Annotated in this window: 26 protein-coding genes; 13 read left to right on the top strand and 13 right to left on the bottom strand. The window is 46.0% G+C overall.

All coding sequences use genetic code 11. From position 1 onward, the window contains the following. Positions 1-30: 30 nt before the first annotated feature. Together R7O03_RS19855 and aspA are read right to left on the bottom strand one after the other, a co-directional pair. Positions 31-1338 (bottom strand): anaerobic C4-dicarboxylate transporter, encoded by a 1308-nt coding sequence (locus R7O03_RS19855; protein ID WP_005382378.1) that lies wholly within the window; start codon positions 1336-1338, stop codon positions 31-33. Positions 1339-1514: 176 nt separating this feature from the next. After that, a complete protein-coding gene (aspA, locus tag R7O03_RS19850) occupies positions 1515-2966 on the bottom strand; it encodes an aspartate ammonia-lyase (protein ID WP_005382379.1) in 1452 nt (483 codons plus the stop codon). Between the two features lie 431 nt (positions 2967-3397). Between aspA and R7O03_RS19845 the strand changes: the two genes are divergently transcribed. After that, entirely contained in the window at positions 3398-3916 is a 519-nt protein-coding gene (locus R7O03_RS19845; protein WP_033907286.1) for an FxsA family protein, read from the top strand. 70 nt (positions 3917-3986) lie between these two features. Here R7O03_RS19845 and trmL read toward each other — a convergent pair whose 3' ends face one another. The 4 genes from trmL to R7O03_RS19825 form a co-directional block, all read right to left on the bottom strand. Next, positions 3987-4466: a tRNA (uridine(34)/cytosine(34)/5-carboxymethylaminomethyluridine(34)-2'-O)-methyltransferase TrmL gene (gene trmL, locus R7O03_RS19840; protein WP_025768811.1), complete on the bottom strand. Its 480-nt coding sequence runs from the start codon at positions 4464-4466 to the stop codon at positions 3987-3989. 136 nt (positions 4467-4602) lie between these two features. Then, the gene (locus tag R7O03_RS19835) at positions 4603-5211 is read right to left on the bottom strand and encodes a superoxide dismutase (protein WP_005382382.1); all 609 of its coding nucleotides are present in this window, start codon (positions 5209-5211) and stop codon (positions 4603-4605) included. Between the two features lie 174 nt (positions 5212-5385). Continuing rightward, on the bottom strand, positions 5386-6780 hold the full coding sequence (cpxA, locus tag R7O03_RS19830) for an envelope stress sensor histidine kinase CpxA (protein ID WP_005382383.1): 1395 nt from the start codon (positions 6778-6780) through the stop codon (positions 5386-5388). Continuing rightward, the gene (locus R7O03_RS19825) at positions 6780-7469 is read right to left on the bottom strand and encodes a response regulator (protein WP_005382384.1); all 690 of its coding nucleotides are present in this window, start codon (positions 7467-7469) and stop codon (positions 6780-6782) included. Before R7O03_RS19825 ends, cpxA begins: the two co-directional genes overlap by 1 nt. Positions 7470-7659: 190 nt before the next feature. Between R7O03_RS19825 and R7O03_RS19820 the strand changes: the two genes are divergently transcribed. The 3 genes from R7O03_RS19820 to pfkA all read left to right on the top strand — a co-directional run bounded on the left by R7O03_RS19820 (position 7660) and on the right by pfkA (position 10438). After that, on the top strand, positions 7660-8172 hold the full coding sequence (locus tag R7O03_RS19820) for a CpxP family protein (protein WP_047104268.1): 513 nt from the start codon (positions 7660-7662) through the stop codon (positions 8170-8172). A 111-nt stretch (positions 8173-8283) separates the two neighbouring features. Continuing rightward, entirely contained in the window at positions 8284-9192 is a 909-nt protein-coding gene (gene fieF, locus R7O03_RS19815; protein ID WP_025768809.1) for a CDF family cation-efflux transporter FieF, read from the top strand. A 283-nt stretch (positions 9193-9475) separates the two neighbouring features. After that, a complete protein-coding gene (gene pfkA, locus R7O03_RS19810; RefSeq protein ID WP_005381521.1) occupies positions 9476-10438 on the top strand; it encodes a 6-phosphofructokinase in 963 nt (320 codons plus the stop codon). Between the two features lie 92 nt (positions 10439-10530). Here pfkA and R7O03_RS19805 read toward each other — a convergent pair whose 3' ends face one another. Continuing rightward, positions 10531-11913, bottom strand: a complete 1383-nt coding sequence (locus tag R7O03_RS19805; protein WP_017821828.1) for an MATE family efflux transporter — start codon at positions 11911-11913, stop codon at positions 10531-10533. Between the two features lie 240 nt (positions 11914-12153). On the opposite strand from R7O03_RS19805, the gene R7O03_RS19800 reads away from it, so the two are divergent. The 3 genes from R7O03_RS19800 to R7O03_RS19790 all read left to right on the top strand — a co-directional run bounded on the left by R7O03_RS19800 (position 12154) and on the right by R7O03_RS19790 (position 15045). Next, positions 12154-12444, top strand: coding sequence for a co-chaperone GroES (locus R7O03_RS19800; RefSeq protein ID WP_005381516.1), 291 nt, complete (start codon positions 12154-12156; stop codon positions 12442-12444). Positions 12445-12521: 77 nt separating this feature from the next. Beyond that, complete coding sequence (groL, locus tag R7O03_RS19795) at positions 12522-14168, top strand: chaperonin GroEL (protein WP_005381509.1); 1647 nt, start codon at positions 12522-12524, stop codon at positions 14166-14168. Positions 14169-14481: 313 nt separating this feature from the next. After that, on the top strand, positions 14482-15045 hold the full coding sequence (locus R7O03_RS19790) for a VC2662 family protein (protein WP_005381507.1): 564 nt from the start codon (positions 14482-14484) through the stop codon (positions 15043-15045). A gap of 100 nt (positions 15046-15145) precedes the next feature. On the opposite strand, the gene R7O03_RS19785 is transcribed toward R7O03_RS19790, so the two are convergent. Together R7O03_RS19785 and epmB are read right to left on the bottom strand one after the other, a co-directional pair. Continuing rightward, positions 15146-15643 carry an MgtC/SapB family protein gene (locus R7O03_RS19785; protein ID WP_005381504.1) on the bottom strand — a complete coding sequence of 166 codons (498 nt, stop codon included), beginning with the start codon at positions 15641-15643 and terminating at the stop codon, positions 15146-15148. Positions 15644-15738: 95 nt separating this feature from the next. Then, a complete protein-coding gene (epmB, locus tag R7O03_RS19780; RefSeq protein WP_318131966.1) occupies positions 15739-16761 on the bottom strand; it encodes an EF-P beta-lysylation protein EpmB in 1023 nt (340 codons plus the stop codon). Between the two features lie 32 nt (positions 16762-16793). Here epmB and efp point away from each other — a divergent pair, with 32 nt between their 5' ends. Both efp and R7O03_RS19770 read left to right on the top strand, forming a co-directional pair. Next, entirely contained in the window at positions 16794-17360 is a 567-nt protein-coding gene (efp, locus tag R7O03_RS19775; protein WP_005381500.1) for an elongation factor P, read from the top strand. A 266-nt stretch (positions 17361-17626) separates the two neighbouring features. Continuing rightward, on the top strand, positions 17627-19030 hold the full coding sequence (locus R7O03_RS19770; protein ID WP_042523712.1) for an SPFH domain-containing protein: 1404 nt from the start codon (positions 17627-17629) through the stop codon (positions 19028-19030). A 103-nt stretch (positions 19031-19133) separates the two neighbouring features. Here the strand turns inward: R7O03_RS19770 and frdD are convergent, their stop codons facing one another. Genes frdD through frdA form a run of 4 tightly spaced genes read right to left on the bottom strand, consistent with a single transcriptional unit; the run spans position 19134 to position 22466 of the window. Beyond that, a complete protein-coding gene (gene frdD, locus R7O03_RS19765) occupies positions 19134-19511 on the bottom strand; it encodes a fumarate reductase subunit FrdD (RefSeq protein WP_005381493.1) in 378 nt (125 codons plus the stop codon). 11 nt (positions 19512-19522) lie between these two features. After that, positions 19523-19906, bottom strand: a complete 384-nt coding sequence (gene frdC / locus R7O03_RS19760) for a fumarate reductase subunit FrdC (RefSeq protein WP_005381491.1) — start codon at positions 19904-19906, stop codon at positions 19523-19525. A 2-nt stretch (positions 19907-19908) separates the two neighbouring features. Then, positions 19909-20667 (bottom strand): succinate dehydrogenase/fumarate reductase iron-sulfur subunit, encoded by a 759-nt coding sequence (locus R7O03_RS19755; protein WP_005381489.1) that lies wholly within the window; start codon positions 20665-20667, stop codon positions 19909-19911. After that, positions 20667-22466, bottom strand: a complete 1800-nt coding sequence (frdA, locus tag R7O03_RS19750; RefSeq protein ID WP_005381487.1) for a fumarate reductase (quinol) flavoprotein subunit — start codon at positions 22464-22466, stop codon at positions 20667-20669. The genes R7O03_RS19755 and frdA overlap by 1 nt, the downstream gene beginning before the upstream one ends. Before the next feature lie 435 nt (positions 22467-22901). On the opposite strand from frdA, the gene epmA reads away from it, so the two are divergent. The 4 genes from epmA to R7O03_RS19730 all read left to right on the top strand — a co-directional run bounded on the left by epmA (position 22902) and on the right by R7O03_RS19730 (position 26015). Continuing rightward, complete coding sequence (gene epmA / locus R7O03_RS19745; RefSeq protein WP_318131965.1) at positions 22902-23873, top strand: elongation factor P--(R)-beta-lysine ligase; 972 nt, start codon at positions 22902-22904, stop codon at positions 23871-23873. Positions 23874-23882: 9 nt separating this feature from the next. Further along, a complete protein-coding gene (locus R7O03_RS19740) occupies positions 23883-24257 on the top strand; it encodes a VanZ family protein (RefSeq protein ID WP_017635567.1) in 375 nt (124 codons plus the stop codon). Positions 24258-24278: 21 nt separating this feature from the next. After that, positions 24279-24914 carry a TetR/AcrR family transcriptional regulator gene (locus tag R7O03_RS19735; protein WP_005381480.1) on the top strand — a complete coding sequence of 212 codons (636 nt, stop codon included), beginning with the start codon at positions 24279-24281 and terminating at the stop codon, positions 24912-24914. A 144-nt stretch (positions 24915-25058) separates the two neighbouring features. Next, the gene (locus R7O03_RS19730) at positions 25059-26015 is read left to right on the top strand and encodes an acetyltransferase (RefSeq protein ID WP_017821834.1); all 957 of its coding nucleotides are present in this window, start codon (positions 25059-25061) and stop codon (positions 26013-26015) included. Positions 26016-26019: the final 4 nt, after the last annotated feature.

Genomic DNA, 26019 nt, shown 5'->3' with positions numbered 1-26019 from the left:
CGAAGCTCCCCGAGTAAGACTCTGTTTCTACTAGATCAGTAGACCACCGAATGCGAAGCCAAGTGCTACCGCAGAAGCGATGGTTACCACACCAGGTACAAAGAATGGGTGGTTGAATACGTACTTACCGATACGAGTTGAACCCGTGTCGTCCATCTCAACCGCGGCAAGTAGCGTTGGGTAAGTTGGCAGCACGAATAGCGCACTTACTGCTGCGAAAGATGCAACTGCGGTGAGTGGTGCGACACCGATTGCTAGTGCTGCTGGCATCAGCGCAACAGTGGTTGCACCTTGTGAGTAAAGCAGCATTGAAGCGAAGAATAGAACAAGTGCTAGCATCCATGGGTAGTCTGCTAGTAGCGCACCCGCAACTTCTTTGATGCCGTCAACGTGCGCGTTAACGAACGTAGAACCTAGCCATGCCACACCAAGAACACACACACACGCTGTCATACCAGAGCGGAATGTTGCTGCTGCTGGGATTTTGCCAGCATCGATTTTACAGCTCATTACGATAGCTGCCGCAGCTGCTAGCATTACCGTCATGATAGCTTCGTTACGACCTAGAGCAGGGTTCTCGATAAGGCCAACAGAGCCAGAAATTGCTGCTGCGTAACACACGACAAATGCGATTGCGCCTAGGAAGATGAAGGTTGCTTTCTTCGCTGTTGGTAGGATTTCGCGTTTTGCTTCTGTATTTAGCTTGATTAAGCCTTTTTCTAGACGCTCTTGGTATTCAGCATCGTCTTTTAGCTCACAGCCCATGAAGTTCGCCACGAACGCACCGATCATGCACGCGATGAACGTCGTTGGGATACAGATTGCTAGTAGTGTTAGGTAGTCAACGCCAAATGGGTGCAGCATTGCCGCGAACGCTACAACAGCCGCTGAGATTGGTGATGCGGTGATAGCGATTTGCGATGCCACGACCGCGATAGACAGTGGACGAGAAGGGCGCACGCCTTGGCCTTTCGCTACTTCTGCAATCACTGGCAAAGTAGAGAATGCCGTGTGGCCAGTACCCGCCATTAATGTCATTAGGTAAGTTACGATAGGCGCATAAAAGGTGATGCGCTCAGGATGCTTGCGCAAAAAGTTTTCAGCAACTTGCACCATCCAGTCTAAACCACCAGCTACTTGCATTGCTGCGATAGCGGTGATTACAGACATGATGATCAAAATTACGTCAACGGGAATGTAAGCTTGGCTTGTTGGTACGCCCAAGATCAAAGACAACGCAATGACCCCAGCACCACCGGCAAAACCAATGCCGATACCACCGATTCTTGCCCCCAAATAGATGAAGAGCAGAACCACGAAGAGTTCGACCATGACCATATTGATACCTCTTTAGTTTTTTATTTGATTCTGATTTTTTGAACACTCAGGAACAGGAGTAAATGCTCAGAGAATGAGAACCTAGTGGTTTAGCGGCAATAAAAGCATATAAAAAATGTGGTTAACCGTATGAGAGCCTAAAAAAGGGGCCTGAGTGGCCCCCTTCGGATTCGTTATTACTCGTAACGTTTTGCTTTGTAAGTAGGATGCATGAAGTTTTCTACTGACAAGATTTCATCAAGCTCCTCTGCTGTAAGCAGACCGCGCTCTAGCACGACTTCACGAACACTCTTACCAGTTTCTGCACAAATCTTACCTACGATGTCACCTTCGTGGTGGCCGATGTATGGGTTTAGGTAAGTGACGATACCGATAGAGTTGTAAACGTAGTTTTCGCAAACTTCTTTGTTCACAGTGATGCCGTCGATACATTTATCACGTAGGTTCACACACGCGTTGTGTAGTAGAGAGATAGACTCAAACACACTTTGTGCGATCACAGGTTCCATTACGTTTAGCTGTAGCTGACCGCCTTCTGCTGCGAAAGAAACCGTGTTGTCGTTACCGAGAACTTTGAAGCAAACTTGGTTTACTACTTCTGGGATAACTGGGTTTACTTTAGCTGGCATGATTGAAGAGCCTGCTTGCATTTCAGGTAGGTTCAATTCATTTAGACCCGCACGAGGACCAGAAGAAAGTAGACGAAGGTCGTTGCAGATCTTCGATAGTTTCACTGCTAGGCGTTTTAGCGCGCCGTGAGTCATTACGTATGCACCACAGTCAGACGTTGCTTCGATAAGGTCTTCTGCTGCAACAACGTCAAGGCCTGTTACTTCCGCTAGGTGTTTTACTGCAAGCGCTTGGTAGCCAGTTGGTGTATTTAGACCAGTACCGATTGCGGTTGCGCCTAGGTTGATTTCTAGGAGGAGTTTAGATGTGTAATCTAGAGCACGAATCTCTTCGTTTAGTGTTACCGCCCATGCATGGAACTCTTGACCTACTGTCATTGGTACTGCGTCTTGAAGCTGAGTACGGCCCATTTTCAGTACATCTTTAAACTCAACGGCTTTAAGTTCGAATGCGCCTTTTAGGTACTCAATTGCTTCCATTAGCTTGTGTACGCTGTTGTATACCGCAATACGGAAACCTGTTGGGTACGCACAGTTGGTTGATTGGCTCTTGTTTACATGGTCATTTGGATTAACAAATTCGTATTGGCCTTTCTCTTTACCCATCAACTCAAGCGCAACGTTTGCGATCACTTCGTTCGTGTTCATGTTAACTGAAGTGCCTGCACCGCCTTGGAATACGTCTGATGGGAACTGATCCATACACTTGCCAGTTTCTAGGATCAAATCACACGCTTCGATGATGTAGTTTGCAACGTCTTTTGGAATAGCGCCAAGTTCTTTGTTTGCTAACGCTGCGGCTTTTTTGGTCATTACCATGCCGCGTACAAATTCTGGTACGTCAGAGATGGTCATATTAGAGATGTTGAAGTTCTCGATCGCACGTAGCGTATGAATACCGTAGTACGCATCTGCAGGGACATGACGTTGACCTAATAGATCTTCTTCAATACGAGTGGCTGGGTTTGCTGTTTTTGGAGCATCAGATAGGGTAGCCATAGCAGGATCCTTAGATGATAATTCTGATAATAAAGTTATTTATTAGCCATTTCTGCAATCTAGAATCCATTCATCAGAATTTTTGGCTGGAAAATCCGTCCTGACTTATGTGGCACATGATACTGCACCTAGCGCATAAAAATAGTAACTAGATCACCTTTTTCGTTTTTCATGAGTCAATAATTTGCAAAGTATGAACGGGTTATTAATAACCCTTTATAGGTACTCGATTTTCCTCGACAAACATGAGTTTTTAGAGTTCGAAATTAGCACTTTAAAAGCACGAAAAAATCGGTATGCAATTGAATGAAACGTGCTCCTGCTACTTTGTCTAAAAGAGAAGGAGACCAGTATGAACACGCTTTTTTACAACGATTCGTTTGAGCTTAGTCTGCTTTTACCATTACACTGAATTAAACAAAGGAGGGCGTGTGTTTCCTATCTTATTATTAGCGTTTATTTTTGTTCCGATCATTGAAATCGGCTTATTTATTCAGGTGGGCGGCTTTTTAGGTTTATGGCCGACCATTGCACTAGTCTTAATCACGGCATTTGTTGGTGCATCGTTGGTTCGTAGCCAAGGTATACAAACACTGATGTCAGTACAGGGGCGTCTTGAACAAGGTGAAATTCCAGCCCAGCAAATTTTTGAAGGCGTAATGCTAGCGGTGGCTGGCGTGCTACTGTTAACCCCGGGCTTTATGACCGATGCCCTTGGTATGTTGGTGTTGCTTCCTGCGCCACGCGCCGCGATAGCTAAATACTTGATGAGCAAAATGGTGGTGAAAACCATGCATGGCGGTGGCTTCCAAGGTGGTTTCTCTAACCAGGGGCCATTTGAGCAAGACCCGTTCCGTCGTGACCCATTTGATTCCCAGTCAGATAATGGCAATACCTTCGAAGGGGAATACGAGCGTAAAGACGATGATGATCGCAACAAGCTCAACTGATTGAGTTAGACAGTAAAGAAAACAAAAGGGCGCACCAAGCGCCCTTTTTTGTATTTGGAATTCGTGCTGCTTACAATGCGCCTTCAAAGCCCATTTGACGCCATGCTTCAAAAGCAATGATCGCAACGGCATTCGAAAGGTTTAGGCTGCGTGCGTCCGGCATCATTGGAATGCGAATACGCTGCTCCATTGGCAAGCTATCGATGATTTCAGCAGGCAAACCACGAGTTTCTGGACCAAACATCAAAACATCACCTGTTTGGTATTGTGCATCAACGTGGTGACCTGTGGTTTTGGTGGTGCAGGCAAACAATCGGTAGTTACCTTGCTTCTCTTTCTCTAAATATTCTAAGAACGCTTGATAGTTTTTATGACGCGTTACGCGAGCTAAATCATGGTAATCCAAACCAGCGCGGCGGACTTTTTTCTCTTCAAGATCGAAACCCAGAGGTTCAATTAAGTGAAGGTTTGCACCGCAGTTGGCGCATAGTCGAATGATGTTGCCGGTGTTCGGCGCGATTTCTGGTTCGTATAAAGCGATATCAAACATGGTATTGAAATAGAGTTGGTCAAAGAGAGGGGCAGTATATACCCAAGTCACCGAAATATGCGAGATTCAGCAAGATTGACCTGGGTATGAAAGCAGGCATTAGCGCGGATGTTAATACCGTAAGTAGCGATGCTCTTTATAAGAGAGCGTGAGCATAGTTTTCTTCAACTGCTCGCCAGTTGACGACGTTCCACCACGCATCAATATATTCTGGGCGACGGTTTTGGTAGCTGATGTAATACGCGTGCTCCCACACGTCTAATGCGAGGATTGGTTCACCGCGCACATCCACTACGTCCATCAGAGGGTTGTCTTGATTACTGGTGGACGTAATGTGAATCTCACCATCTTTTACGATCAGCCATGCAAAGCCAGACCCAAAGGTATTGATGGCTGCTTGGGCAAACGCCTCTTTAAATTGCGCAAAGCTACCAAATTTATCGTTAATTGCTTGAGCAAGCGCGCCTTGAGGCTCTCCGCCACCGTTTGGTGACATGCAATTCCAATAAATGATGTGGTTGTAATAGCCGCCACCATTATTACGTACTGCTGGACTGAGCTTAGAGATATTGTCAAAGATCTCGTCTAATGACTGAGTTTCGAGCTCGCTCCCTTCAACGGCATTTACAAACTTATCAAAGTACGTCTTGTGGTGTTTGCTGTAATGCACTTCCATGGTTTTCGCGTCGATGTACGGCTCTAGTGAATCGTACGGGTAAGGCAGAGCGGGAAATGTATGTGACATAGTAAATCCTCCTTAATTGGAAAATTTACTTTAATGCTAACGATAATTATTATCAACTTTGATCTTTGTAAGGGTATTCTAAGAAGCCTCACCAATTTCTAAAGTGAGGGTGGGGCTGTGAATCACTCACTCTAGAAATATGGTGCGAATTATTGTTAGTTCATCAAATTGAGACTAACAATTGATCGGTAAGGTGATACTCATGCGCAATCCGCCTAAAGGACTTCGGCTGGCTGCGATCGTGCCACTGTGCTGGCGAATGGCACTTTCGGTAATGGTTAGGCCGAGACCTGTGCCGCCAGAGTGGCGATCGCGTGCCGTGGAAACGCGATAGAACGGGCGAAAAATCGCGGCCAGTTCCTCTTCTGGTACACCTTCTCCATTATCGTCAACCGTGATACGAAGCGTATCGTCATCGGCTTTGATGTCGATTTGTACCTCATCTTTTCCGTAGTAAATGGCGTTACGAACGATATTTTCCACCGCACTCATCAGCAGTTTAGGGTTACCGGAAATATTGCGCTTAGGTAATTCTGAATAGTGTAGCTGTTTGCCCATTTGCTCTGCTTCAAACTGCGCATCTTTAATGATTTCTTCCCATAAACTTTCTAGTGGCTGTGTTTCGCGAGTCATATGACTGTTCGCCTGCATGCGAGAAAGCTCTAATAGTTCACTGATCATCTGTTCCAAGCGCTGCGCTTCGGTATCGATACGAGTCAGTTCTGGGCTTTCGCCTTGTTTACGCGTCGCTAATGCGCTTGCCATGCGCAGACGAGTTAAAGGTGAGCGCAGCTCGTGAGAGATATCGGATAGCAAACGTTGTTGTCCTGAAATCATTTGATTAACCGCTTCGACCATCTGGTTGAAGCTGCTGCCTGCTTGACGAAATTCCGCCGTACCTTTTTCTAAATTTGGGTCTGTGACAAATTCACCTTTCGCCACACGTTGAGCAGCGGCTTCAAGACGACGTGCAGGCTGACTCAAAGCCCAAGCAAGCCATAACAGCAATGGTGTACTAACCAGCATGACTGCAAGCAAGAGCTGGAATGGGTGATCAAACAGACGCAGGAGTAGAGGTGGTGGCTCATTCCATTTGAAGCCCACGTACATCAAGATATCGGAACCTGCCAAAGTGATAGGAATTGGGCCCGCAATCATGTATCGACCATACAGCTTCTGCTTTGGATTATTGTAATCTTCGATACTGGTGACAAAGTTTTGCATGGCACGCAATTGAAAATTGCTGCGTTTTTCTGTCGTAAGAACATTACCGCTGTAGTCAGAAAAAAAGACTCGTGGGCGAGGGTCGTGCTTGCCGTGACGGTTGCCCTCGATACGAAAAAGTATGCGGCCTAAATCAGTTTGCTGGCTGTATTTTTGTTGGATTGAGTCACGCGTTTCTACCATACGTTTGTAGTGTTCTTCTGGAATATCGCGAGCTTTGCGTGGGTCCAAATGTGGCAGTGATAGCACGGCTATCAATACTAATAACATGGTGAACCAAAAAATGGCAAAGATGCGTCCATACAGGCTATTGATGTTTGGCAGTTTGATGCGTGATAGGCGCATTAATCCTCCTCAAGCAGCATGTAGCCACGACCACGCAGGGTTTTAATTCGCGGCTTGCCATTGCTTTGATCTGGTAATTTTTTACGTAAGTTCGAGACATGCATATCGATTGCACGGTCAAAGGCCGCCAGTCGTTTACCAAGCACATCTAAGCTCAGTGTCTCTTTGGTCAGCACTTGTCCTGGGTTTTGTACGAAGTGGGTGAGTAGCGCAAACTCGGTTGCTGTGAGATCGAGTAACTGTTGCTCACAATACGCTTCTTGCTTACCGGGATAGAGGCGGATTTCTTGATACTCAATGCAATCGCTGTTTTTGGTATTTTTTTGTGTGCTGCTAGTGCGGCGTAAAATCGCGCGGATTCGCGCTAACAGCTCTCGGTCACTAAAAGGTTTTGGTAAATAATCATCCGCGCCCAGTTCCAAGCCGATCACGCGATCAATTTCTTCCCCTTTAGCGGTCAGCATCAAGACGGGAGTTTCCCAATTTTCACGTAAGCGTTTCAGCGTTTCCATGCCATTGAGTTTTGGCATCATGACATCCAACAAAATCAAATCAATCTTATCATTGATCGCGGCTAAGCCGGCTTCACCGTCATTTGCTTCGCTGACGTCAAACCCTTCGAAACTGAGTACTTCTTTTAATAAGCTAGTTAGCTCGATATCGTCATCGATTAAAAGAATGTTTGCCATGGGGGCACCTATAGTAAGTTACCGATAGCCTAATATTACATTGGAATGATGCGCAACGAAGAGGAGAAAAATCACTCTTTACGATTCTTTACGCTCCCTATACGTCGCTTTACCTAGCGGGTCGTATTCTATACTCAAGCGCTGTGAGAACAGCTCAGAAGAACCACTCACCTGTGTAAGGAATCGTATTATGAAGTCTGCAAAAAAACTTGTGTTAGCTGCTGTTGTTCTACCTCTTACTCTTGGCGCCGCAAGCGCATTCGCTTACGGTGGTAAAAACCATCATAAAGGTCCTCGTGACGAATGCGGCATGGGTATGGACCGAGGTGTCATGCGTCAACTAGACCTGACTGATGCACAAAAAGATCAGCTAAAAGAAATGCGTGAAGCAAACAAAGCAGAAATGAAAGCAAAATTCGCTGATGGCAAAGAAGCACGTATGGCTGAGCGTCAAGCGCATCACGCAAAAGTGCAATCGCTTTTGCTGGCGGATAATTTTGATGAAGCTCAAGCTACCGAATTAGCAAAAGAGATGGTTGAGCGCCAAACGGAACGTCGCGTGCAAATGCTAGAAAGAAAGCACCAAATGCTTAGTGTATTAACACCTGAGCAGAAAGCGAAATTTGTTGAGCTACAAAATGAACGTATGCAAGAGTGTGGCGACAGAATGCACAAGCGCATGGAAAAGTCGCGCAATAATTAAGTCATGAATTGATGTTATATAAAGAGGCAGCCATTGGTTGCCTCTTTTTGATCTGGTTATTTCATGGTCATTCAATATACTCAACGTATGGTTTTAGTTAACTCTTTGATTATGAAACAGCAATACGCACGTTTAGTTACGACCGCCGCTTGGACTGCAACCATTGTGGCGACGCTTCTTCTGATAGTAAAAGTCATCACGTGGTGGGTAACCGGCTCAGTGAGCTTATTGGCGTCATTGATTGACTCCATGTTAGATATCGCGGCTTCGGTTGTGAATCTTGTGGTGGTTCGTTACGCCTTACAACCGGCAGACCGCGAACATACGTTTGGACATGGTAAAGCTGAGTCCTTAGCGGCCCTAGCCCAAGCAATGTTTATTTCGGGCTCGGCAGTATTTTTGATTCTTAACGGGATTGACCGATTTTTCCGCCCACATGCTTTACACGCACCGGAGTTAGGTGTGTATGTATCGCTGTTTGCGATTGTGGTCACACTTGGCTTGGTGATGTTCCAAAAACATGTGGTTCGCGTGACGGGGAGCCAAGCAATAGCGGCGGATTCTCTGCATTATCAGACTGACTTGTATATGAATGCTGCGATCATGGTTGCTCTGGGGCTCAGTTATTTTGGAGTGACTCAAGCGGATGCTGTGTTTGCGATTGGTATTGGTGTCTTCATTCTTTATAGCGCTTTCAAAATGGTCAGCGAAGCGATTCAAACCTTACTTGATAGAAAGTTGCCCGATGAAGAGCTTGAGCAAATTAACCAAGCTTGTTTGAGCGTAAAAGGGGTATTGGGCGTGCATCAGTTACGCACGCGAATGTCCGGACCGACGCGCTTTATACAGTTGCATTTAGAGCTAGACGATAACTTACGATTAATTGAGGCGCATTACATTGCTGATAAAGTGGAAGATAATTTATTGGCTCTGTTTCCTGATGCGGACGTACTGATCCATCAAGATCCATTGTCTGTCGTTTTCGGACCTGAGAAAGAGCAGAAAGCGCAAGATTGGTAGGCTTGAAAAATCCATCAGTGCCCGACGACAAACAGGTACTTATTGACTATCTTTCCATCAATACTTATTAAGATTCGTGATCCTGATATGAATCAACAAAGTTTCATAGAGAAACTGTAATACTCTTACATAAGTAGAAAAGTTACATAAAAAAGTGCGTTTTCATTGGTAATCCTGTAGAGGAAATGTAACATAACGCACAGTTCTGGATTATGCAGGTTGCTTGGTAACAAGGGGCCTAAAAGAAAATTAAATAATTGATTGCCAAAGATCGAGGGTGAGCATGATTAAGAAGATCGGTGTTTTAACAAGTGGCGGTGACGCACCTGGTATGAACGCTGCGATACGCGGCGTAGTACGTACAGCACTATCCGAAGGATTGGAAGTATTCGGTGTGTACGACGGCTACCTAGGCCTATACGAAGGCCGCATCGAGAAGCTAGATCGTTCTAGCGTTTCAGATGTGATCAACAAAGGTGGTACGTTCCTAGGTTCTGCACGTTTCCCTGAATTTAAACAAGTGGAAGTTCGTGAAAAAGCGATTGAGAACCTTAAAAAACATGGTATCGATGCACTAGTGGTAATCGGTGGTGATGGTTCGTACATGGGTGCGAAGAAACTGACTGAAATGGGTTACCCATGTATCGGTCTTCCGGGCACAATCGACAACGATATCGCAGGTACGGATTACACTGTGGGCTACCTAAGTGCACTAAACACCGTTATCGATGCAATCGATCGTCTACGTGATACTTCTTCATCTCACCAACGTATTTCAATTGTAGAAATCATGGGCCGTCACTGTGGTGATTTGACTCTGATGTCTGCAATTGCGGGCGGTTGTGAATACATCATCACTCCGGAAACTGGTTTAGACAAAGACAAGCTGATCAGCAACATCCAAGATGGTATCGCTAAAGGTAAGAAACACGCGATCATCGCGCTTACTGAGCTAATGATGGATGCTAATGAACTAGCACGTGACATCGAAGCCGCGACAGGTCGTGAAACTCGTGCAACAGTACTTGGTCACATCCAACGTGGTGGTCGTCCAACTGCATTTGACCGCGTACTAGCATCTCGTATGGGTAACTACGCTGTTCACCTATTGATCGAAGGTCATGGTGGTCGTTGTGTAGGTATCGTGAAAGAGCAACTTGTTCACCACGATATCATCGACGCAATCGAAAACATGAAGCGTCCAGTACGCAACGATCTATACAAAGTTGCTGAAGAACTGTTCTAAGTAAGCTTGAAATAGATAAACAAAACCGCGGCTTTCCGCGGTTTTTTTTGTATTTGAGAATCAACAAAAAAGAAACTAGCGATAGACGAGTGCTAAGACACGCTGCTCTGCTCTATGAGCGTTAATTTTCGCTCGCGCAGCGCAAACAAGTAGCCCAGTAGCCCACCCAACGTATTTCCAACCGCGATACCGATAAACAAGCCTTCAATGCTGTAGATTTGGCTCCCGATCCACGCCGATGGCAAGGTAAAAATGAACAGCCGCATAAAGCTCCACTGGAATGCACGCAATGGCTTGTGCATCGCATTCAAACCACTGACTAACATCATTACGATGCCTTGGAAGCCATAACTAAATGGCACCACCAGTAAATAATGCCAAAGCAGGTTTTTCACCGCATCTTCCTGAGAAAATAGCGCAGCCAGAGGAATGCTCAGCGGTACCATCATCAAGAAGATAAACCCTTGGAATACCACTGCAAAACGCATGCTAATAAATAAACCGGAAAAGGCTCGTTGCGGTTGTTTGGCTCCTAAATTTTGTGCCATAAACGGTGTGAGGGCAGAGGTCAGCGACATCAATACTAAAATCAATATAGACTCAATACGCTGCGCTGCGCCGTAAGCAGCAACCGCCGCTGTACCATGGTTGGATAACAGCATCATCAGAATGGCACCGGACAACGGATTCATCGCGTTTGATAGCGCAGCAGGGGTACCAATTTTTAGTGTCTGTTGCCAGTCTTGTTTCAGCAAAGCCCATTGGGGTTGAGCAAGCAATTTTTCCCGTTTAATTAGCACATAGAATGAGCCACACAAAGCACCTAACCAGCTAAAGGCACTTGCTATGGCTGCGCCTTGAATGCCAAGTTCCGGAAAAGGGCCATAACCGAAAATCAACAATGGATCGAGCATGCCATTAATCAAACCAGCCAACATCATGACTTTTGCTGGTGTCTTTGTGTCGCCAGTAGCTCGGATAGCACTGTTGCCCGCCATTGGGATCACTAGCAGAGGAATGGTGAGATACCAGACCTGCATATACTGCTCAATAAGAGGGATGAGATCATCAGACGCACCAAGAAAACGAAACAATGGCGCAATGGTGGTAAAGCCAATAGAAGACGCGATAGCCACAAGTAACACGGCTAATAACAAACCGTGGGTGGTGAACCGTGCAGCTTGTGGTGCATGACCTTGCCCAAGCAAGCGACCAATATTGGTCGATAGTCCCATCCCAATCCCCATCGTAATGCAGTTAACCGCAAAGGTGACAGGGAAGGTATAGCTGATAGCTGCTAGCGCTTGAGTGCCAAGCAACGAGATAAAAAACGTGTCCACCAAGTTAAACATCAAAATTGCGATCATGCCCATGGTCATGGGTACGGTCATTTTCCGCAGCGTTTCAGGAATGGGTGCGGTCAACAAACCATGCTTATCGGTCGCTTGGGGTTCCAGCTTGTTATTTTCCTGCATGTGTGACAACTATCTGGTGAGCAAACTGCAAGGATACAAGAAAGCGAGATGCCGAGCGAGTGAGCATTTCTAACGCAAACCGTTGCCTAGTTGTTCGTTATTTTAACTAAGTCACAAAAATTTTGTGCCACCCCCTTGGGATCGCTGCTTCGACCCCTTATATAGGGATCACGTGTCTGGGGCTACAGTCCCTAAGGACAATTATCAAATAAACATGGAAATTTTCAGGAGAGACGACCGATGAACATTCGTCCATTACATGACCGAGTTATCGTTGAACGTAAAGAAGTTGAATCTAAGTCTGCTGGTGGCATCGTTCTGACTGGTTCTGCTGCAGAAAAATCGACTCGCGGTGTTGTTCTAGCTGTGGGTAAAGGCCGCATCCTAGAAAACGGCACCGTACTGCCACTAGACGTTAAAGTCGGTGATACCGTTATCTTCGCTGAAGGTTACGGTACAAAAACTGAAAAAATCGACGGTAAAGAAGTGCTTGTCATGTCTGAAAACGACATCATGGCGATCGTTGAATAATAGCAATCATTGAGTAATTTTTTGCTCAGATTCAATTACGAAATTACACACAAAGAATTTTAGAAAGGAAATCAAAGATGGCTGCTAAAGACGTTAAATTTGGTAATGACGCACGAGTTAAAATGCTGGAAGGTGTAAACGTTCTGGCTGACGCAGTAAAAGTAACACTGGGTCCTAAAGGACGTAATGTCGTTCTAGACAAATCTTTTGGTGCACCAACTATCACTAAAGATGGTGTATCAGTAGCGCGTGAAATCGAGCTGGAAGATAAATTCCAGAACATGGGCGCACAAATGGTTAAAGAAGTTGCGTCTAAAGCAAACGACGCAGCGGGTGACGGTACAACAACAGCAACGGTACTAGCACAATCTATCGTTAACGAAGGTCTAAAAGCAGTCGCAGCGGGCATGAACCCAATGGATCTTAAGCGTGGTATCGACAAAGCTGTTGCCGCGGCAGTTGAGCAACTAAAAGAGCTTTCTGTTGAATGTAACGACACAAAAGCGATCGCGCAGGTTGGTACTATCTCTGCAAACTCAGACGCAAGCGTAGGTAATATCATTGCAGAAGCAATGGAGCGTGTGGGTCGTGATGGCGTTATCACGGTTGAAGAAGGTCAGGCGCTACAAGACGAGTTAGACGTAGTAGAAGGTATGCAGTTCGACCGCGGTTACCTGTCTCCTTACTTCATCAACAACCAAGAATCAGGCAGTGTTGATCTAGAAAACCCATTCATTCTTCTAGTAGACAAGAAGATCTCAAACATTCGTGAGCTTCTTCCAACGCTAGAAGCTGTCGCGAAAGCATCTCGTCCACTGCTTATCATTGCAGAAGATGTGGAAGGCGAAGCGCTAGCAACATTGGTTGTGAACAACATGCGTGGCATCGTAAAAGTTGCAGCTGTGAAAGCACCTGGCTTCGGTGACCGTCGTAAAGCAATGCTACAAGACATCGCTATCCTAACTGGCGGTACTGTGATTTCTGAAGAGATCGGTCTAGAGCTAGAAAAAGTTGCACTAGAAGATCTAGGTCAAGCGAAGCGTGTTTCTATCACGAAAGAAAACACGACTATCATCGATGGTATCGGTGAAGAAGAGATGATCTCTGGCCGTGTTGCTCAGATTCGTCAACAAATCGAAGACGCAACTTCAGACTACGACAAAGAGAAACTACAAGAGCGCGTAGCTAAACTGGCTGGCGGTGTTGCAGTAATCAAAGTTGGTGCTGCGACTGAAGTTGAAATGAAAGAGAAGAAAGACCGTGTAGAAGATGCGCTAGCCGCAACTCGCGCAGCGGTTGAAGAAGGTGTTGTTGCTGGTGGTGGTGTTGCACTTATCCGCGCGGCATCTAAGATTGCTCACCTAACGGGTGACAACGAAGAACAAAACGTTGGTATCCGCGTTGCACTACGTGCAATGGAAGCGCCAATCCGTCAAATCACGAAGAACGCAGGTGAGGAAGACTCAGTTGTTGCGAACAACGTGAAAGCGGGTGAAGGTAGCTACGGCTACAACGCGGCAACAGGCGAATACGGCGACATGCTAGAAATGGGTATCCTAGATCCAACTAAAGTTACTCGTTCTGCACTACAATTCGCAGCATCGGTTGCAGGTCTGATGATCACAACTGAAGCGATGGTTACTGACCTACCGCAAAAAGACGCGCCAGCGATGCCTGACATGGGCGGCATGGGTGGCATGGGCGGTATGGGCGGCATGATGTAAGCCAGCTTATCTCATCGCTCTAGGGAAACCTTATAGCGGAAAGATAACCGACCAAACCCTTAAAAGTCGAGGCAGATGCCTCGACTTTTTTATGCGTGTCACCTGAGAAACATGACGTTCTGGTGTGGCTTATCATGAAATTTTTGAGCGTAAAAAGCGCCATTTCAGAAGCAAAAAATCGAAGAGAAATATTTTTTCTTTTGAGTCAGATGGTTAAATCTGACCTATTGCTAACACTTTTTGAACGGGGACAGAGCAAAATCTGAACATTACACTATGTTGTAAATTGTTGCTTCCCATCATGGAGATGAAAATGAAAAAGCTTATGACGTCATTGGCGGTTGCAGCCGCTATCGCATCACCTGTTGCTTTTGCCGACAGTACTCCTGTGATGTTCTCTACTATCGATAACACAAACGCACCCTCTAATTCTTCAGTAGGTGGCGTTCGTTTAGCTGTGTTGCATGGGCAGGTAAATGAGGTTAAAGGTGTCGACTTTTCACTGCTTGGTATGTCAGAAACGGATCGTACGACAGGTGTGAACTTCGGTCTGTTTTTTGGCGCAGCAAAAGTAAATCAAGAAATGAAAGGCGCGTCTTTAGGCTTAGTTAACTGGAACCAAGGTCAGACGACGGGTGTTAACTTGGGTGCTGTTAACATTACGAACAACGTAAAAGGCTTGAACTGGAGCGCGGTGAACTATTCTGAAGGCTACACCATGGCGGATGTGGGCTTAGCGAGTATCTCTAAGAAGTCTAATTTCCAGTTTGGTTTCTTCAACATGACCGATCAAATCGATGGTGTGCAAATTGGTCTTTTGAACTGTGCGGATAACGGTTTCTTCAAGTGTTTCCCACTCATCAACTTTGCTAAGTAATCCCTGAGAAAGTCAGAATCTTTATATACAGAAAGCCCTCGATGTTCGTCGAGGGCTCTTTAATTGCTGATGAGATGAAGCGAGTTTCTCGGAGCGTTAACTATTTAATTAATCGTGATGAAGTTTTGCGTTGTTGAATTCTTTGATGAACACCGCGGCGTAATGCTTTGATGTGGTTTTCTGCTTTATCCACACCTAACAACACGGTTAATGTCAGGAGAGTAATAACCACCGACTGCGTTAAATAACCCAAACCTATCATCAAACCTAAACCTGCTAGCACCCATATTACAGCCGCGGATGTTACGCCATGGATTTTTCCATCAAGTGTCATCATAACGCCAGCGCCTAAGAAGCCGACGCCAGTAATGATCTGACCAAGCACTCGTGCTTGATCAAGTGTATTTGGCGATAACGACACTGCCATCGACATAAACAGGTAGGTGCCTGAAATAATTAATATTGCTGTGCGAATGCCAACCGGTTTACCACGAGTTTGGCGCTCTATACCGATCATGAGCCCATTAATGGCGCAGCATAGTAGGGCAGGCCAACTGAATGGGCCAAGATCGAAAATTTGTTCGAATGCTGTATGCATCTTGACCTCCAAAAGTGCGGAGTATGCATAGACTTACCGTGCAAAGCGAACAAAAATAATCAATCTAGACGACAAATTTAATTGAGCGTCAGAGCTTATTCTAAATGCAAATCCAACGGCGTTTTACTTGGCCTGCCACCAATTTCTCGTGTGAGTTTTGGTACCAGATAACCCGATACACGCGTGATGAGTCCGCGCATAATAGCTTTCGCTTCTTCGTCCGAAATAAAGTAGTGCGCTGCGCCTTGCACCTTATCAAGAACGTGGAGGTAATAAGGCAAGATGCCCGCGTCAAATAAGGCCTCACTTAACGCCACTTGAGCTTCTACCGAATCATTCACGCCTTTCAGCAGAACGCCTTGGTTTAGAAGCGTAACGCCCGCTCTTTTGAGCTTGAACATCTGTTCAGAAAATTCGTCATTGATTTCGTTGGCATGGTTGATGTGAGTGACGAGGATGATTTGTAACCTTGATGCTTGCAGCAGTTGGCATAGTTCATCAGTGACTCGAGCTGGAATCACCACAGGTAAACGGCTATGAATACGCAGACGTTTGATGTGAGGAATATGAGCAATGTGCTCTAAAAGCCAATGAAGTTCATCGTCTTTTGCCATTAATGGATCACCACCTGAGAAGATGACTTCGTTCAACTCTGGTTGTTGTGCCAGGTACTCTAAGCACTTGGTCCATGCTTGTTTCCCGCTTTTGTTCTCTTGATAAGGGAAGTGACGACGAAAGCAGTAACGGCAATTTACCGCGCAGCCACCTTTGACAATCATCAGGGCGCGGTTGCGATACTTGTGTAGCAGGCCAGGGACTTCATTGTCCTGCTCTTCCAATGGATCATTGGAGTAACCCGGATGCACCTCAAATTCGTCGTTCAGTGGTAAAACCTGACGTAAAAGAGGGTCTTTAGGGTTGCCTTTCTCCATCCTATCGACAAAACTTTGCGGTACACGCTGTGCAAACAGCTTGCGCGCGGCAAACCCGTCTTGCCACGGTGAAGGATCAATTTCCAGTATTTCGAGCAATTTTGCAGGATCAGAGATCCCATTCGCCAACTGTTTGAGCCAGTTTTGCTCAACAGATTCGACTTTTCGGGTTATTATGTGCGGCATTGAATTTAGCTCTAAGAATGTAAGAGGAAAAAATGGCTACAGTTAGCACCAATGAATTTAAAGGCGGTCTTAAGTTAATGCTTGATAACGAGCCTTGTGTAATTCTGGAAAACGAATACGTTAAACCAGGTAAAGGCCAAGCGTTCAACCGTGTTAAAATTCGTAAACTTCTTTCTGGTAAAGTGCTAGAGAAAACATTCAAGTCTGGTGACACTTGTGAAGTGGCAGACGTAATGGATATCGACCTAGATTATCTATATTCAGACGGCGAATTCTACCACTTTATGAACAGTGAAACGTTTGAACAGATCGCAGCGGATGCAAAAGCGGTAGGTGAAAACGCTAAGTGGTTGGTAGAAAACAACACTTGTATGATCACTCTTTGGAACGGTAACCCAATTACTGTTACTCCACCAAACTTCGTTGAGCTAGAAGTTGTAGACACAGACCCAGGCCTGAAAGGTGATACTCAAGGTACTGGCGGTAAACCAGCGACGCTATCAACTGGCGCTGTTGTTCGTGTTCCTCTGTTCATCTCAATTGGTGAAGTGATTCGCGTAGATACTCGTACTGCTGAATACGTAGGTCGTGTGAAGTAAGCACTTTATATGATTGTTAGAAAGGTCGCTTCGGCGGCCTTTTTTATTGCCTGTGATTCTTCTCTTTTAATCCCTCTGCGTAAAACATCGATATCCTCCGCAAATTTTTGATGATTTTGTATTATTCGTAAAAATCTTATTTATTCCATGAATCTGTCGATTATTCCTTAATGTAACATTTTGATACATTAGTACATGTCGCTGAGTTGCATAGCAATCTGATTTTTATCGATTTAACTCAGTAACAATCCAAAAAGGAGAACAAAATGGAAAGCAGAGGTTTAGGAAGGGGTTTAAAGGTGGAAGAAAGACGTCAGTTACTACATAAAGGATTAAAAGCAGCCGTATTTGGCGTACCGCTGTTGGCAATAGGCTTAACGATTAATAGCTCGGTGCTGATGACCGATGCGGGTTACAGCTACGTGCATCAGAATAATATTACTGGTGAGTTGGATGTGTTTACTGAACCTGGCATTCATTTTCGTATGCCATTTCTGTCCAAAATCACCAAGTATGACCAAGTGATCACCGTGTCATTCGGTAACAGCAAGGGCGAAGATTTTTATCAACGTCTTGATGCGATTCAGGTTCGATTTGCCGACACCTATATTGGTCAGATCCCCGTAACATTCCGCTTTAAGCTCAGTAATGACCCTGAAGCGGTGAAGAAGATGCATAAAGAGTTCCGCAACAACAGTAACTTGATCGATGCGCTGCTTGTAAAGAACGCACGTAACGTAACGGTGATTACCGCAACCCAATACACGGGTGAAGAGTTTTTCCAAGGTGGTTTGAACCAGTTCAAATCGAAACTTGGCGATCAGTTACGAGAGGGGATTTATCTAACAGAGCGACGTCAGGTTGAAGTGGAAGAGTTGGATCTTGCGCCTGTTGGGGTGAATCAAGCTAATCCGAACCAATTACAGCGCACCAATCAACTGGTATGGAAAACTGTGCCAGTCGTAGACAAAACCGGGCAACCAATTCGTCAAGACAATCCGTTACAACAATACGGTATTCAAGTGACGCAGGTGACCATTGGTGACCCGCAGCCAGAAAAGCAATTAGATCAGCTATTGGCAGATAAAAAGCGTTTAGTGGCGGATCGTATTCGCGCGATTCAGGAACAAGAAACGTCGAAAGCACAGGCAGAGACCGAGCAGTTACGCAAAGAGATTCAACGAACACGTGAGGTGCAAGACGCCCAGCGTGGTAAAGAACTCGCAATTATTGCTCAACAAAAAGAAGTGGAAGTTGCACGTCAGATTGCAGAGCGTGAAATCGTTGAAGTGGAAAAAACCAAACGACTTGCTGAAGTAGAGAAGGAGAAAGAGCTAGCTATCGCAGAGGCTAACTTAGCGATTCAAAAAGCGAACGCACTTTCTGCTGAGTTTGAAGCGAAAGCGATATTAGCGAAAGGTCGCGCAGAATCTGAAGTCCTAAAAGGTAAGTATGCGGCGTTAGGAGCAAACCGTGAAGTTTACTTGGCAGAATTGAATCGAGACGTAGCGAACTCGCTGTACAACAATTTGCAAAACTTCCAAGTTCAGATGCCACAAAATTACATTGGTGGAAGTGACGAAACGGGCTTGAAAACAAACCTAGATGTGATTACTGGCTTTGGTGCTCTGGGTCTTATGGACCAGACAAAGAAGGTCGCACAGCAATAAGATCATGGGTGGTCAAAAGCTTAAAAAGCAAAAAGATCATAGGTAACCCAAAGCAATAAAAAAGCTGGCATTTAGCCAGCTTTTTCTTTTTTTGGTCAGTCTCTTAAATCATGAAGATAAAGATAACTGCTAGTGCAGTGATGAGGCCTGCAAATGCATAGCATGCAATTTTACCAATCACACCAGTGTGGAATTTAAGGTCGTGCATGCCGTGGTGTACACGGTGCATTGCATGCCACATTGGCAATGCTAGCGTGCCAATGATGAATAGCGCACCGATGATGCTGGTTGCGAAGGCAGAGACACGCTCGTAGCTCATCGCTTCTGCGTCAATCACGCCTAGTGGTACCAAGATACCTAGCACAAGAACGGTGATTGGCGTGATCATCGCGAACCAAGTACCACCTGCGCCAAACAGACCCCACCAGATTGGCTCATCAGAACGTTTTGGTGATGTGTTTACACTATAATTCGGTTTCATTGCTCAGCTCCTTACACCACGATGAGAACGATCAGTGAGATGAACGCAACAGCGGCCCACTGAGTCAATACGATGATCTTCTTGTCCACTGGTTTGCCCTTCAAACGAATTGGCATTACTTGTGGCATCATGCTGAAGAAAGTTTGAGCGTGGAATAGGCTACCGAGTAGTGCAACGATGTTGATTGCGACTACGATTGGGTTCGCCATGAATGCTAACCAACCTTGCCATGCTTCAGGACCTTTCACCAAGCAACCTAAACCGAAAGTTAGGAACAGAGTGAATAGGATTAACGGAAGCACCGTCGCTTCACGTAGCATGTAGAAGCGGTAGAAAGGATGGTTCTTCCACCAAGTGCGTTTAACTTCACGAACGTAAGGTTTACGATTGCTCATCCTTATGCCTCCACTTTCTTTGGTGAACCATCAGGTTTCAACATAGCAATCACGAAGTCCATAGAAGACTCCACTTTGCCTTGGTTTACTGCCGCTGCTGGGTCAACGTTCTTCGGACAAACTTCAGAACAGTAACCAACAAACGTACAACCCCAAGCACCGTTTTCACCGTTGATAAGCTTCATGCGCTCATCTTTACCGTTGTCACGGCTGTCTAGGTTGTAGCGGTGGGCTAGCGTTAGTGCAGCAGGACCGATGAACTCTGGGTTAAGACCAAACTGAGGACATGCTGCATAGCACAGACCACAGTTGATACAGCCAGCGAATTGCTTGTATTTCGCCATCTGTTCTGGCGTTTGCAAGTTCGTACCGTCTTCTGGTTTACGATCGTTACCAATGATGTATGGTTTGATTGCTTCTAGGCGCTCGATGAATGGCGTCATATCAACAATCAAGTCTTTCTCGATTGGGAAGTTCGCTAGAGGCTCGATAGTCACACCGTCTGGGTAGTCACGTAGGAAGCTCTTACAAGCAAGTTTCGGTACGTTGTTCACCATGATGCCGCAAGAACCACAGATCGCCATACGGCAAGACCAACGGTAAGACAGATCTTTGTCTAGGTGGTCTTTGATGTAACCAAGCGCGTCAAGTACAGACATGGTTTCATCGAATGGGACTTCGAATGTTTGCTTGTATGGTTCTGCATCTTTCTCTGGGTCGTAACGCAGGATGTCTACTTTTTGAATGCGATTTGCTGACATTATGCTTGCTCCTCTGCGTTCTTCTCTTCAGCCGCTGCTTTTTCTGCTGCTTCACCGTATAGACGAGCTTTTGGCTGTGACTTAGTGATGGTCACATTGCTGTAATCGATACTTGGTGCTGACTCTGGCTTGTAGAAAGCAAGTGAGTGTTTTAGGAAATTCACGTCATCACGTTCTGTACAACCGTCGTCTAGACGTTGGTGCGCGCCGCGCGACTCTTTACGTAGAATCGCAGAGTGAACCATCGCTTCTGCGACTTCTAGGCCGTAACCCACTTCGATTGCGTATAGAAGGTCTGTGTTGAACACTTTACCTTTGTCTTTGATGCTGATGCGTTTGTAGCGTTCTTTCAACTCAGTGATTTTGTCGATAGTCGCTTGCATCAAATCTTCTTGGCGGTATATACCACAGCCCGCTTCCATGGTGTGGCCCATTTCTGTGCGTATTTCTGCCCAGTTTTCGTCGCCTTCTTGGTTCATCAGTTTCGCGATGCGCTCTTCAACGGCTTTGACTTGCGCGTCAATTGCCGCGTCGTTCCAACCTTTGAATTCTGCTGCGCGTTTCACTGCGTTTTCACCCGCTACGCGGCCAAATACCACGAACTCAGCCAGTGAGTTAGACCCTAAACGGTTTGCACCGTGAAGACCAACAGACGCACATTCACCCACCGCGAATAGGCCTTTAATGCGAGTTTCACATCCGCCGTCCGTTTCAATACCACCCATGGTGTAGTGAACGGTTGGACGAATTGGAATTGGCTCTTTTGCAGGGTCCACGTTTACGTAAGCTTTTGCTAGCTCACAGATGAACGGTAGACGCTCTTGTAGGTACTCTTCACCAAGGTGGCGAAGGTCTAGGTGCACCACGTCACCCAGTGGGTGTTTGATGGTGTTGCCTTTCTGTTGTTCGTGCCAGAAAGCTTGAGAAACTTTGTCACGAGGACCCAGTTCCATGTACTTGTTCTTCGGTTGGCCAACTGGAGTTTCAGGGCCCATGCCGTAATCTTGTAGGTAACGGTAGCCATTCTTGTTAACGATGATACCGCCTTCACCACGACAACCTTCCGTCATCAGGATACCTGTGCCTGGAAGACCGGTTGGGTGGTATTGAACGAATTCCATATCACGTAGAGGAACGCCGTGACGGTAAGCCATTGCCATACCATCGCCCGTTACGATACCGCCGTTGGTGTTACAGTGGTAAACACGGCCCGCGCCACCTGTTGCTAGAACAACAGATTTTGCTTTGATAGTAACAAGCTCGCCTTCAGACATGTGAATAGCAATCAGACCTTGAACTTCGCCTTCATCAACAAGCAGATCCACCACAAAGTACTCATCAAAACGTTTGATGTTGCTGTACTTCATTGATGTCTGGAATAGCGTATGAAGCATGTGGAAGCCAGTTTTGTCTGCAGCGAACCAAGTACGTTCAACCTTCATACCACCAAAGCGGCGTACGTTGACTTCACCGTTCTCTTTACGACTCCATGGGCAACCCCATTGCTCCATTTGGATCATTTCGCGAGTCGCGTTCTCTACAAAGTATTCAACAACATCCTGTTCACATAGCCAGTCACCACCGCCAACAGTGTCGTTGAAGTGGTTGTCTAAGCTATCTTCATCCTTGATAACTGCTGCTGAGCCACCCTCTGCAGCGACCGTGTGGGAGCGCATTGGATAAACTTTAGAAATCAGAGCGACTTCTAAGTCTGGGTTTGCTTCAGCCGCTGCAATAGCAGTACGAAGACCAGCGCCGCCTGCGCCGATGACTGCGATATCTGTGGTGATAATTTGCACAGTTATCCTCCAGTGTGTGATTGCGGAAATCCGCTTGTTATTGTCATTACGAGGCGCTCTTTAAAAAGAACTCCCCAAAAGTAGTAGGGTTAGTGTAGATGAGCCACATGGCAGAAAAATTGATGTAATTGGGTTTTTGCTTCGGTAATGCACTTAAGGGCATAGAATTTACAGGTTATGTGACTGCTATCACGGCATCGAGGTTTTGGCCCTCAAGCATTAACATTAGGGATGTTAAACCTGTGTTGCGTGACATTAACCGCATGGATAATAGGATTTTAACTGAGCGTTTTTTGTTCTGCGGCACGAGTAATGCTTGCCTCAAATTGGCGAGCACATTAGTAAAAAGAAGAAGGGATATTCCTCTCTTCTTGAAGAGTAAAAAGCATGTAGAATGAGACTTTCCTCGCTGAATTAAAGTTTGAGAGACTTGTTATGCAAACCAACTGGCAACCTACTGCTTCCATTGACCAACTTCGTCAACGTGCGACGTTAATCGCGTCGATTCGACAATTCTTCGCTGACCGACAGGTGATGGAAGTCGATACGCCAGCCATGAGTCACGCAACCGTGACTGACATTCATTTGCATACTTTCCAAACCGAGTTTGTTGGCCCAGGCTATGCCGATGGCAGTAAGCTGTTTTTTATGACCAGCCCAGAGTTCCATATGAAGCGCCTTTTGGCTGCGGGCAGCGGTTGTATTTATCAAATCAACAAAGCATTTCGTAATGAAGAGAATGGTCGCTACCACAACCCTGAATTCACGATGTTGGAGTGGTATCGCGTTGGCTTTGACCATCATAAATTGATGGATGAAATGGATGACCTGTTGCAGCTGGTATTGAAGTGTGGCGCAGCGCAGCGCATGACGTATCAGCAAGCCTTCATTGATGTGTTGGGTGCGTGTCCACTGGAAGGCTCGATGACTGAGCTGAAAGCGGCGGCAAGCAAGCTGGGTTTGAGTGACATTGCTGAGCCAGAAGAAGATCGCGATACGCTGCTGCAACTACTATTTAGCGTGGGAGTAGAAAAAAAAATTGGTCAGGACGTGCCGGCTTTTGTGTACGACTTCCCTTCATCACAGGCGGCGCTTGCGAAAATCAATCCTCAAGATCATCGCGTCGCGGATCGTTTTGAAGTGTACTTTAAGGGGATAGAGCTGGCGAACGGATTTCATGAACTGGATAACCCGAAAGAGCAATTAGCGCGCTTTGAACAAGATAACGCAAAGCGTATCGAAATGGGTTTAAAACCACAGCCGATCGATTATCATCTGATCTCTGCACTGGAAGCAGGGTTGCCAGATTGTGCAGGGGTCGCGTTGGGTATCGATCGTTTGATCATGCTGGCGCTAGGCTGTGACCACATTGATCAAGTGACGGCCTTTCCATTTCCAATTGCATAAGGACGTCCAATGAACCTGACGGCTGCACGTTTCGTCATCTTTAGCTACGCCATATTGATCGCTTTTTTATCTCTGAGTTCAGGTGAACTGCAAGACTGGGGCAATATCGCGTATCTCGACAAAATGCAGCACGCTATGGCGTACAGCGGCTTTGCGTTTTTAGGTTGTTTTTGCGTGTGGCGTTGGCGTCAACGTTGGGCGGTAGCGATTAGTATTTTGCTATTCAGCGCCGTTATTGAGTGGTTGCAAGGGTATGTAGGGCGACAAACTTCTTGGTTAGACCTTGTCGCCAACTCAACTGGCATCTTAACTGGTCTGTTATGTTACCGTATTTGGAGCCTCTATCGACCTAGGTTGGTGAAGTCGCTATACTCGATTCGTTAATGAAGAGGGAACACGATAACAATGAAAACGCGCGACAAAATCGTCTACGCGGCACTGGAGTTGTTCAACCAACATGGTGAGCGCAACATCACCACCAATCACATTGCCGATCACATCGAAATTAGCCCTGGTAATCTGTATTACCACTTCCGCAATAAGCAAGAAATCGTTCGCGAGATCTTTGCGCTTTATTCAGCAGAACTTTTAGAAAGATTTACCCCTATTCAAGGTTCGCAAGAGAGCCTGACTATGCTGAAGAGCTACCTAGACTCTATTTTTACCTTGATGTGGAAATACCGCTTTTTCTACGCAAACTTACCAGAAATCTTGTCACGAGATGAACAGCTACACGAACAGTACATCGATGTGCAAGAGAAGCTGCAAGCGAACCTCATTGCTATTATGCAAGAGTTCGTAACGATGAAGCTGTTGAATGTCGATCAACAACAGTTGAAGTCATTAGTATGTACATTGCACTTGATTGCGTGTAGTTGGTTGGCGTATCAATCCGCGATGGCTTCAAAAACCAACATTACCGAGCAAATGGTGAAGCAAGGGATGTTGCAGATGCTTAATGTCGTTAAGCCATTAGCAACTGAGCAGGGCTTAGAGCAGCTACTGTTATTAGAAGATGCGGTTAGCAATCTACACAGTTAAACGTCAAACTGCTTAATATTTCGAGAGTCACTCTCATTTTCGAGTCGTGGCTCGAGTTGACTTGTCAAATATGCCACGCACAATAGTCCCATATGCTAAAAACCCTTGCAGGGATAAGATTCTCGATAAAGGAACTATCGCCCCATGAATTACGACATTTTTAATGGTGATGCTGATGGCATCATTGCTCTTCTACAATTGCGTTTGGCTGATCCTGTCGATGCCCAGTTAATAACCGGTGTAAAGCGCGACATCAAGCTGGTGGAAAAAGTAGACGTGCAAGCGGGTGATGAGCTGACTGTGTTAGACATTTCGATGGAAAAGAACATGGCAGGTCTAGAGCAAGCTTTGGCTCAAGGCGCGCACGTCTTTTACGCCGATCATCACAAAGCGGGCGACATTCCTCAGCATGGTAATTTGGATGCGCACATCGATCTCGATGCCAACATGTGCACGGCGTTGATTGTCGATAAGTTGCTTGATGGGCGTTTTCATGACTGGGCGATTACGGCGGCTTATGGCGATAACATGATTGCTAAAGCCGATGAGTTAGCGAATAACGCGGGCTTGTTGCAGCAACAGAAAGAGCAGCTAAAAGAGCTGGGTACTTTAATTAACTACAACGGCTACGGATCGAAGGTCGAAGATTTACACTTTCACCCTGCGGAGCTGTACCGAGCTTTGCTGAAGTACACGTCACCATTTGAAGCTATTGAAGATACGGCCTCGCCATACTACCAATTGCAATCGGCTTACCAACAAGACATGGAGGCGGCTCTCGCAGTGCCTGCCATGCATGAGAGTGGTAAGCTGAAGTTGTTTGAGTTACCAAACACGGCGGCATCACGCCGAATCAGTGGTGTTTATGGCAACTGGCTAGCAAACCAAACCCCTGACTCTGCGCATGCGGTACTTACTGAAAATGCAGATGGTACTTATACGGTTTCACTCCGCGCCCCATTAAACAATAAACAAGGTGCCGTTGCCGTGTGTGGTCAGTTCCCGACAGGTGGGGGGCGAGAGGCGGCGGCAGGAATCAACGCGTTAAGCAAAGATGATGTGAATGCTTTTATTGATGCGGTAGAAACCTACTACGCATAGCATT

Origin of the sequence: Vibrio sp. Vb2960 (genome assembly GCF_033337665.1) — a bacterium.
GTDB classification, from domain to species: domain Bacteria; phylum Pseudomonadota; class Gammaproteobacteria; order Enterobacterales; family Vibrionaceae; genus Vibrio; species Vibrio alginolyticus.
This window is presented reverse-complemented; position numbering and strand designations above follow the sequence as displayed.

Coding starts and splice junctions, on each gene's coding strand:
- R7O03_RS19855 (WP_005382378.1), bottom strand. CDS start 1,338: ATGGTCATGGTCGAACTCTTCGTGGTTCTGCTCTTCATCTATTTGGGG.
- aspA (WP_005382379.1), bottom strand. CDS start 2,966: ATGGCTACCCTATCTGATGCTCCAAAAACAGCAAACCCAGCCACTCGT.
- trmL (WP_025768811.1), bottom strand. CDS start 4,466: ATGTTTGATATCGCTTTATACGAACCAGAAATCGCGCCGAACACCGGC.
- R7O03_RS19835 (WP_005382382.1), bottom strand. CDS start 5,211: ATGTCACATACATTTCCCGCTCTGCCTTACCCGTACGATTCACTAGAG.
- cpxA (WP_005382383.1), bottom strand. CDS start 6,780: ATGCGCCTATCACGCATCAAACTGCCAAACATCAATAGCCTGTATGGA.
- R7O03_RS19825 (WP_005382384.1), bottom strand. CDS start 7,469: ATGGCAAACATTCTTTTAATCGATGACGATATCGAGCTAACTAGCTTA.
- R7O03_RS19820 (WP_047104268.1), top strand. CDS start 7,660: ATGAAGTCTGCAAAAAAACTTGTGTTAGCTGCTGTTGTTCTACCTCTT.
- fieF (WP_025768809.1), top strand. CDS start 8,284: ATGAAACAGCAATACGCACGTTTAGTTACGACCGCCGCTTGGACTGCA.
- pfkA (WP_005381521.1), top strand. CDS start 9,476: ATGATTAAGAAGATCGGTGTTTTAACAAGTGGCGGTGACGCACCTGGT.
- R7O03_RS19805 (WP_017821828.1), bottom strand. CDS start 11,913: ATGCAGGAAAATAACAAGCTGGAACCCCAAGCGACCGATAAGCATGGT.
- R7O03_RS19800 (WP_005381516.1), top strand. CDS start 12,154: ATGAACATTCGTCCATTACATGACCGAGTTATCGTTGAACGTAAAGAA.
- groL (WP_005381509.1), top strand. CDS start 12,522: ATGGCTGCTAAAGACGTTAAATTTGGTAATGACGCACGAGTTAAAATG.
- R7O03_RS19790 (WP_005381507.1), top strand. CDS start 14,482: ATGAAAAAGCTTATGACGTCATTGGCGGTTGCAGCCGCTATCGCATCA.
- R7O03_RS19785 (WP_005381504.1), bottom strand. CDS start 15,643: ATGCATACAGCATTCGAACAAATTTTCGATCTTGGCCCATTCAGTTGG.
- epmB (WP_318131966.1), bottom strand. CDS start 16,761: ATGCCGCACATAATAACCCGAAAAGTCGAATCTGTTGAGCAAAACTGG.
- efp (WP_005381500.1), top strand. CDS start 16,794: ATGGCTACAGTTAGCACCAATGAATTTAAAGGCGGTCTTAAGTTAATG.
- R7O03_RS19770 (WP_042523712.1), top strand. CDS start 17,627: ATGGAAAGCAGAGGTTTAGGAAGGGGTTTAAAGGTGGAAGAAAGACGT.
- frdD (WP_005381493.1), bottom strand. CDS start 19,511: ATGAAACCGAATTATAGTGTAAACACATCACCAAAACGTTCTGATGAG.
- frdC (WP_005381491.1), bottom strand. CDS start 19,906: ATGAGCAATCGTAAACCTTACGTTCGTGAAGTTAAACGCACTTGGTGG.
- R7O03_RS19755 (WP_005381489.1), bottom strand. CDS start 20,667: ATGTCAGCAAATCGCATTCAAAAAGTAGACATCCTGCGTTACGACCCA.
- epmA (WP_318131965.1), top strand. CDS start 22,902: ATGCAAACCAACTGGCAACCTACTGCTTCCATTGACCAACTTCGTCAA.
- R7O03_RS19740 (WP_017635567.1), top strand. CDS start 23,883: ATGAACCTGACGGCTGCACGTTTCGTCATCTTTAGCTACGCCATATTG.
- R7O03_RS19735 (WP_005381480.1), top strand. CDS start 24,279: ATGAAAACGCGCGACAAAATCGTCTACGCGGCACTGGAGTTGTTCAAC.
- R7O03_RS19730 (WP_017821834.1), top strand. CDS start 25,059: ATGAATTACGACATTTTTAATGGTGATGCTGATGGCATCATTGCTCTT.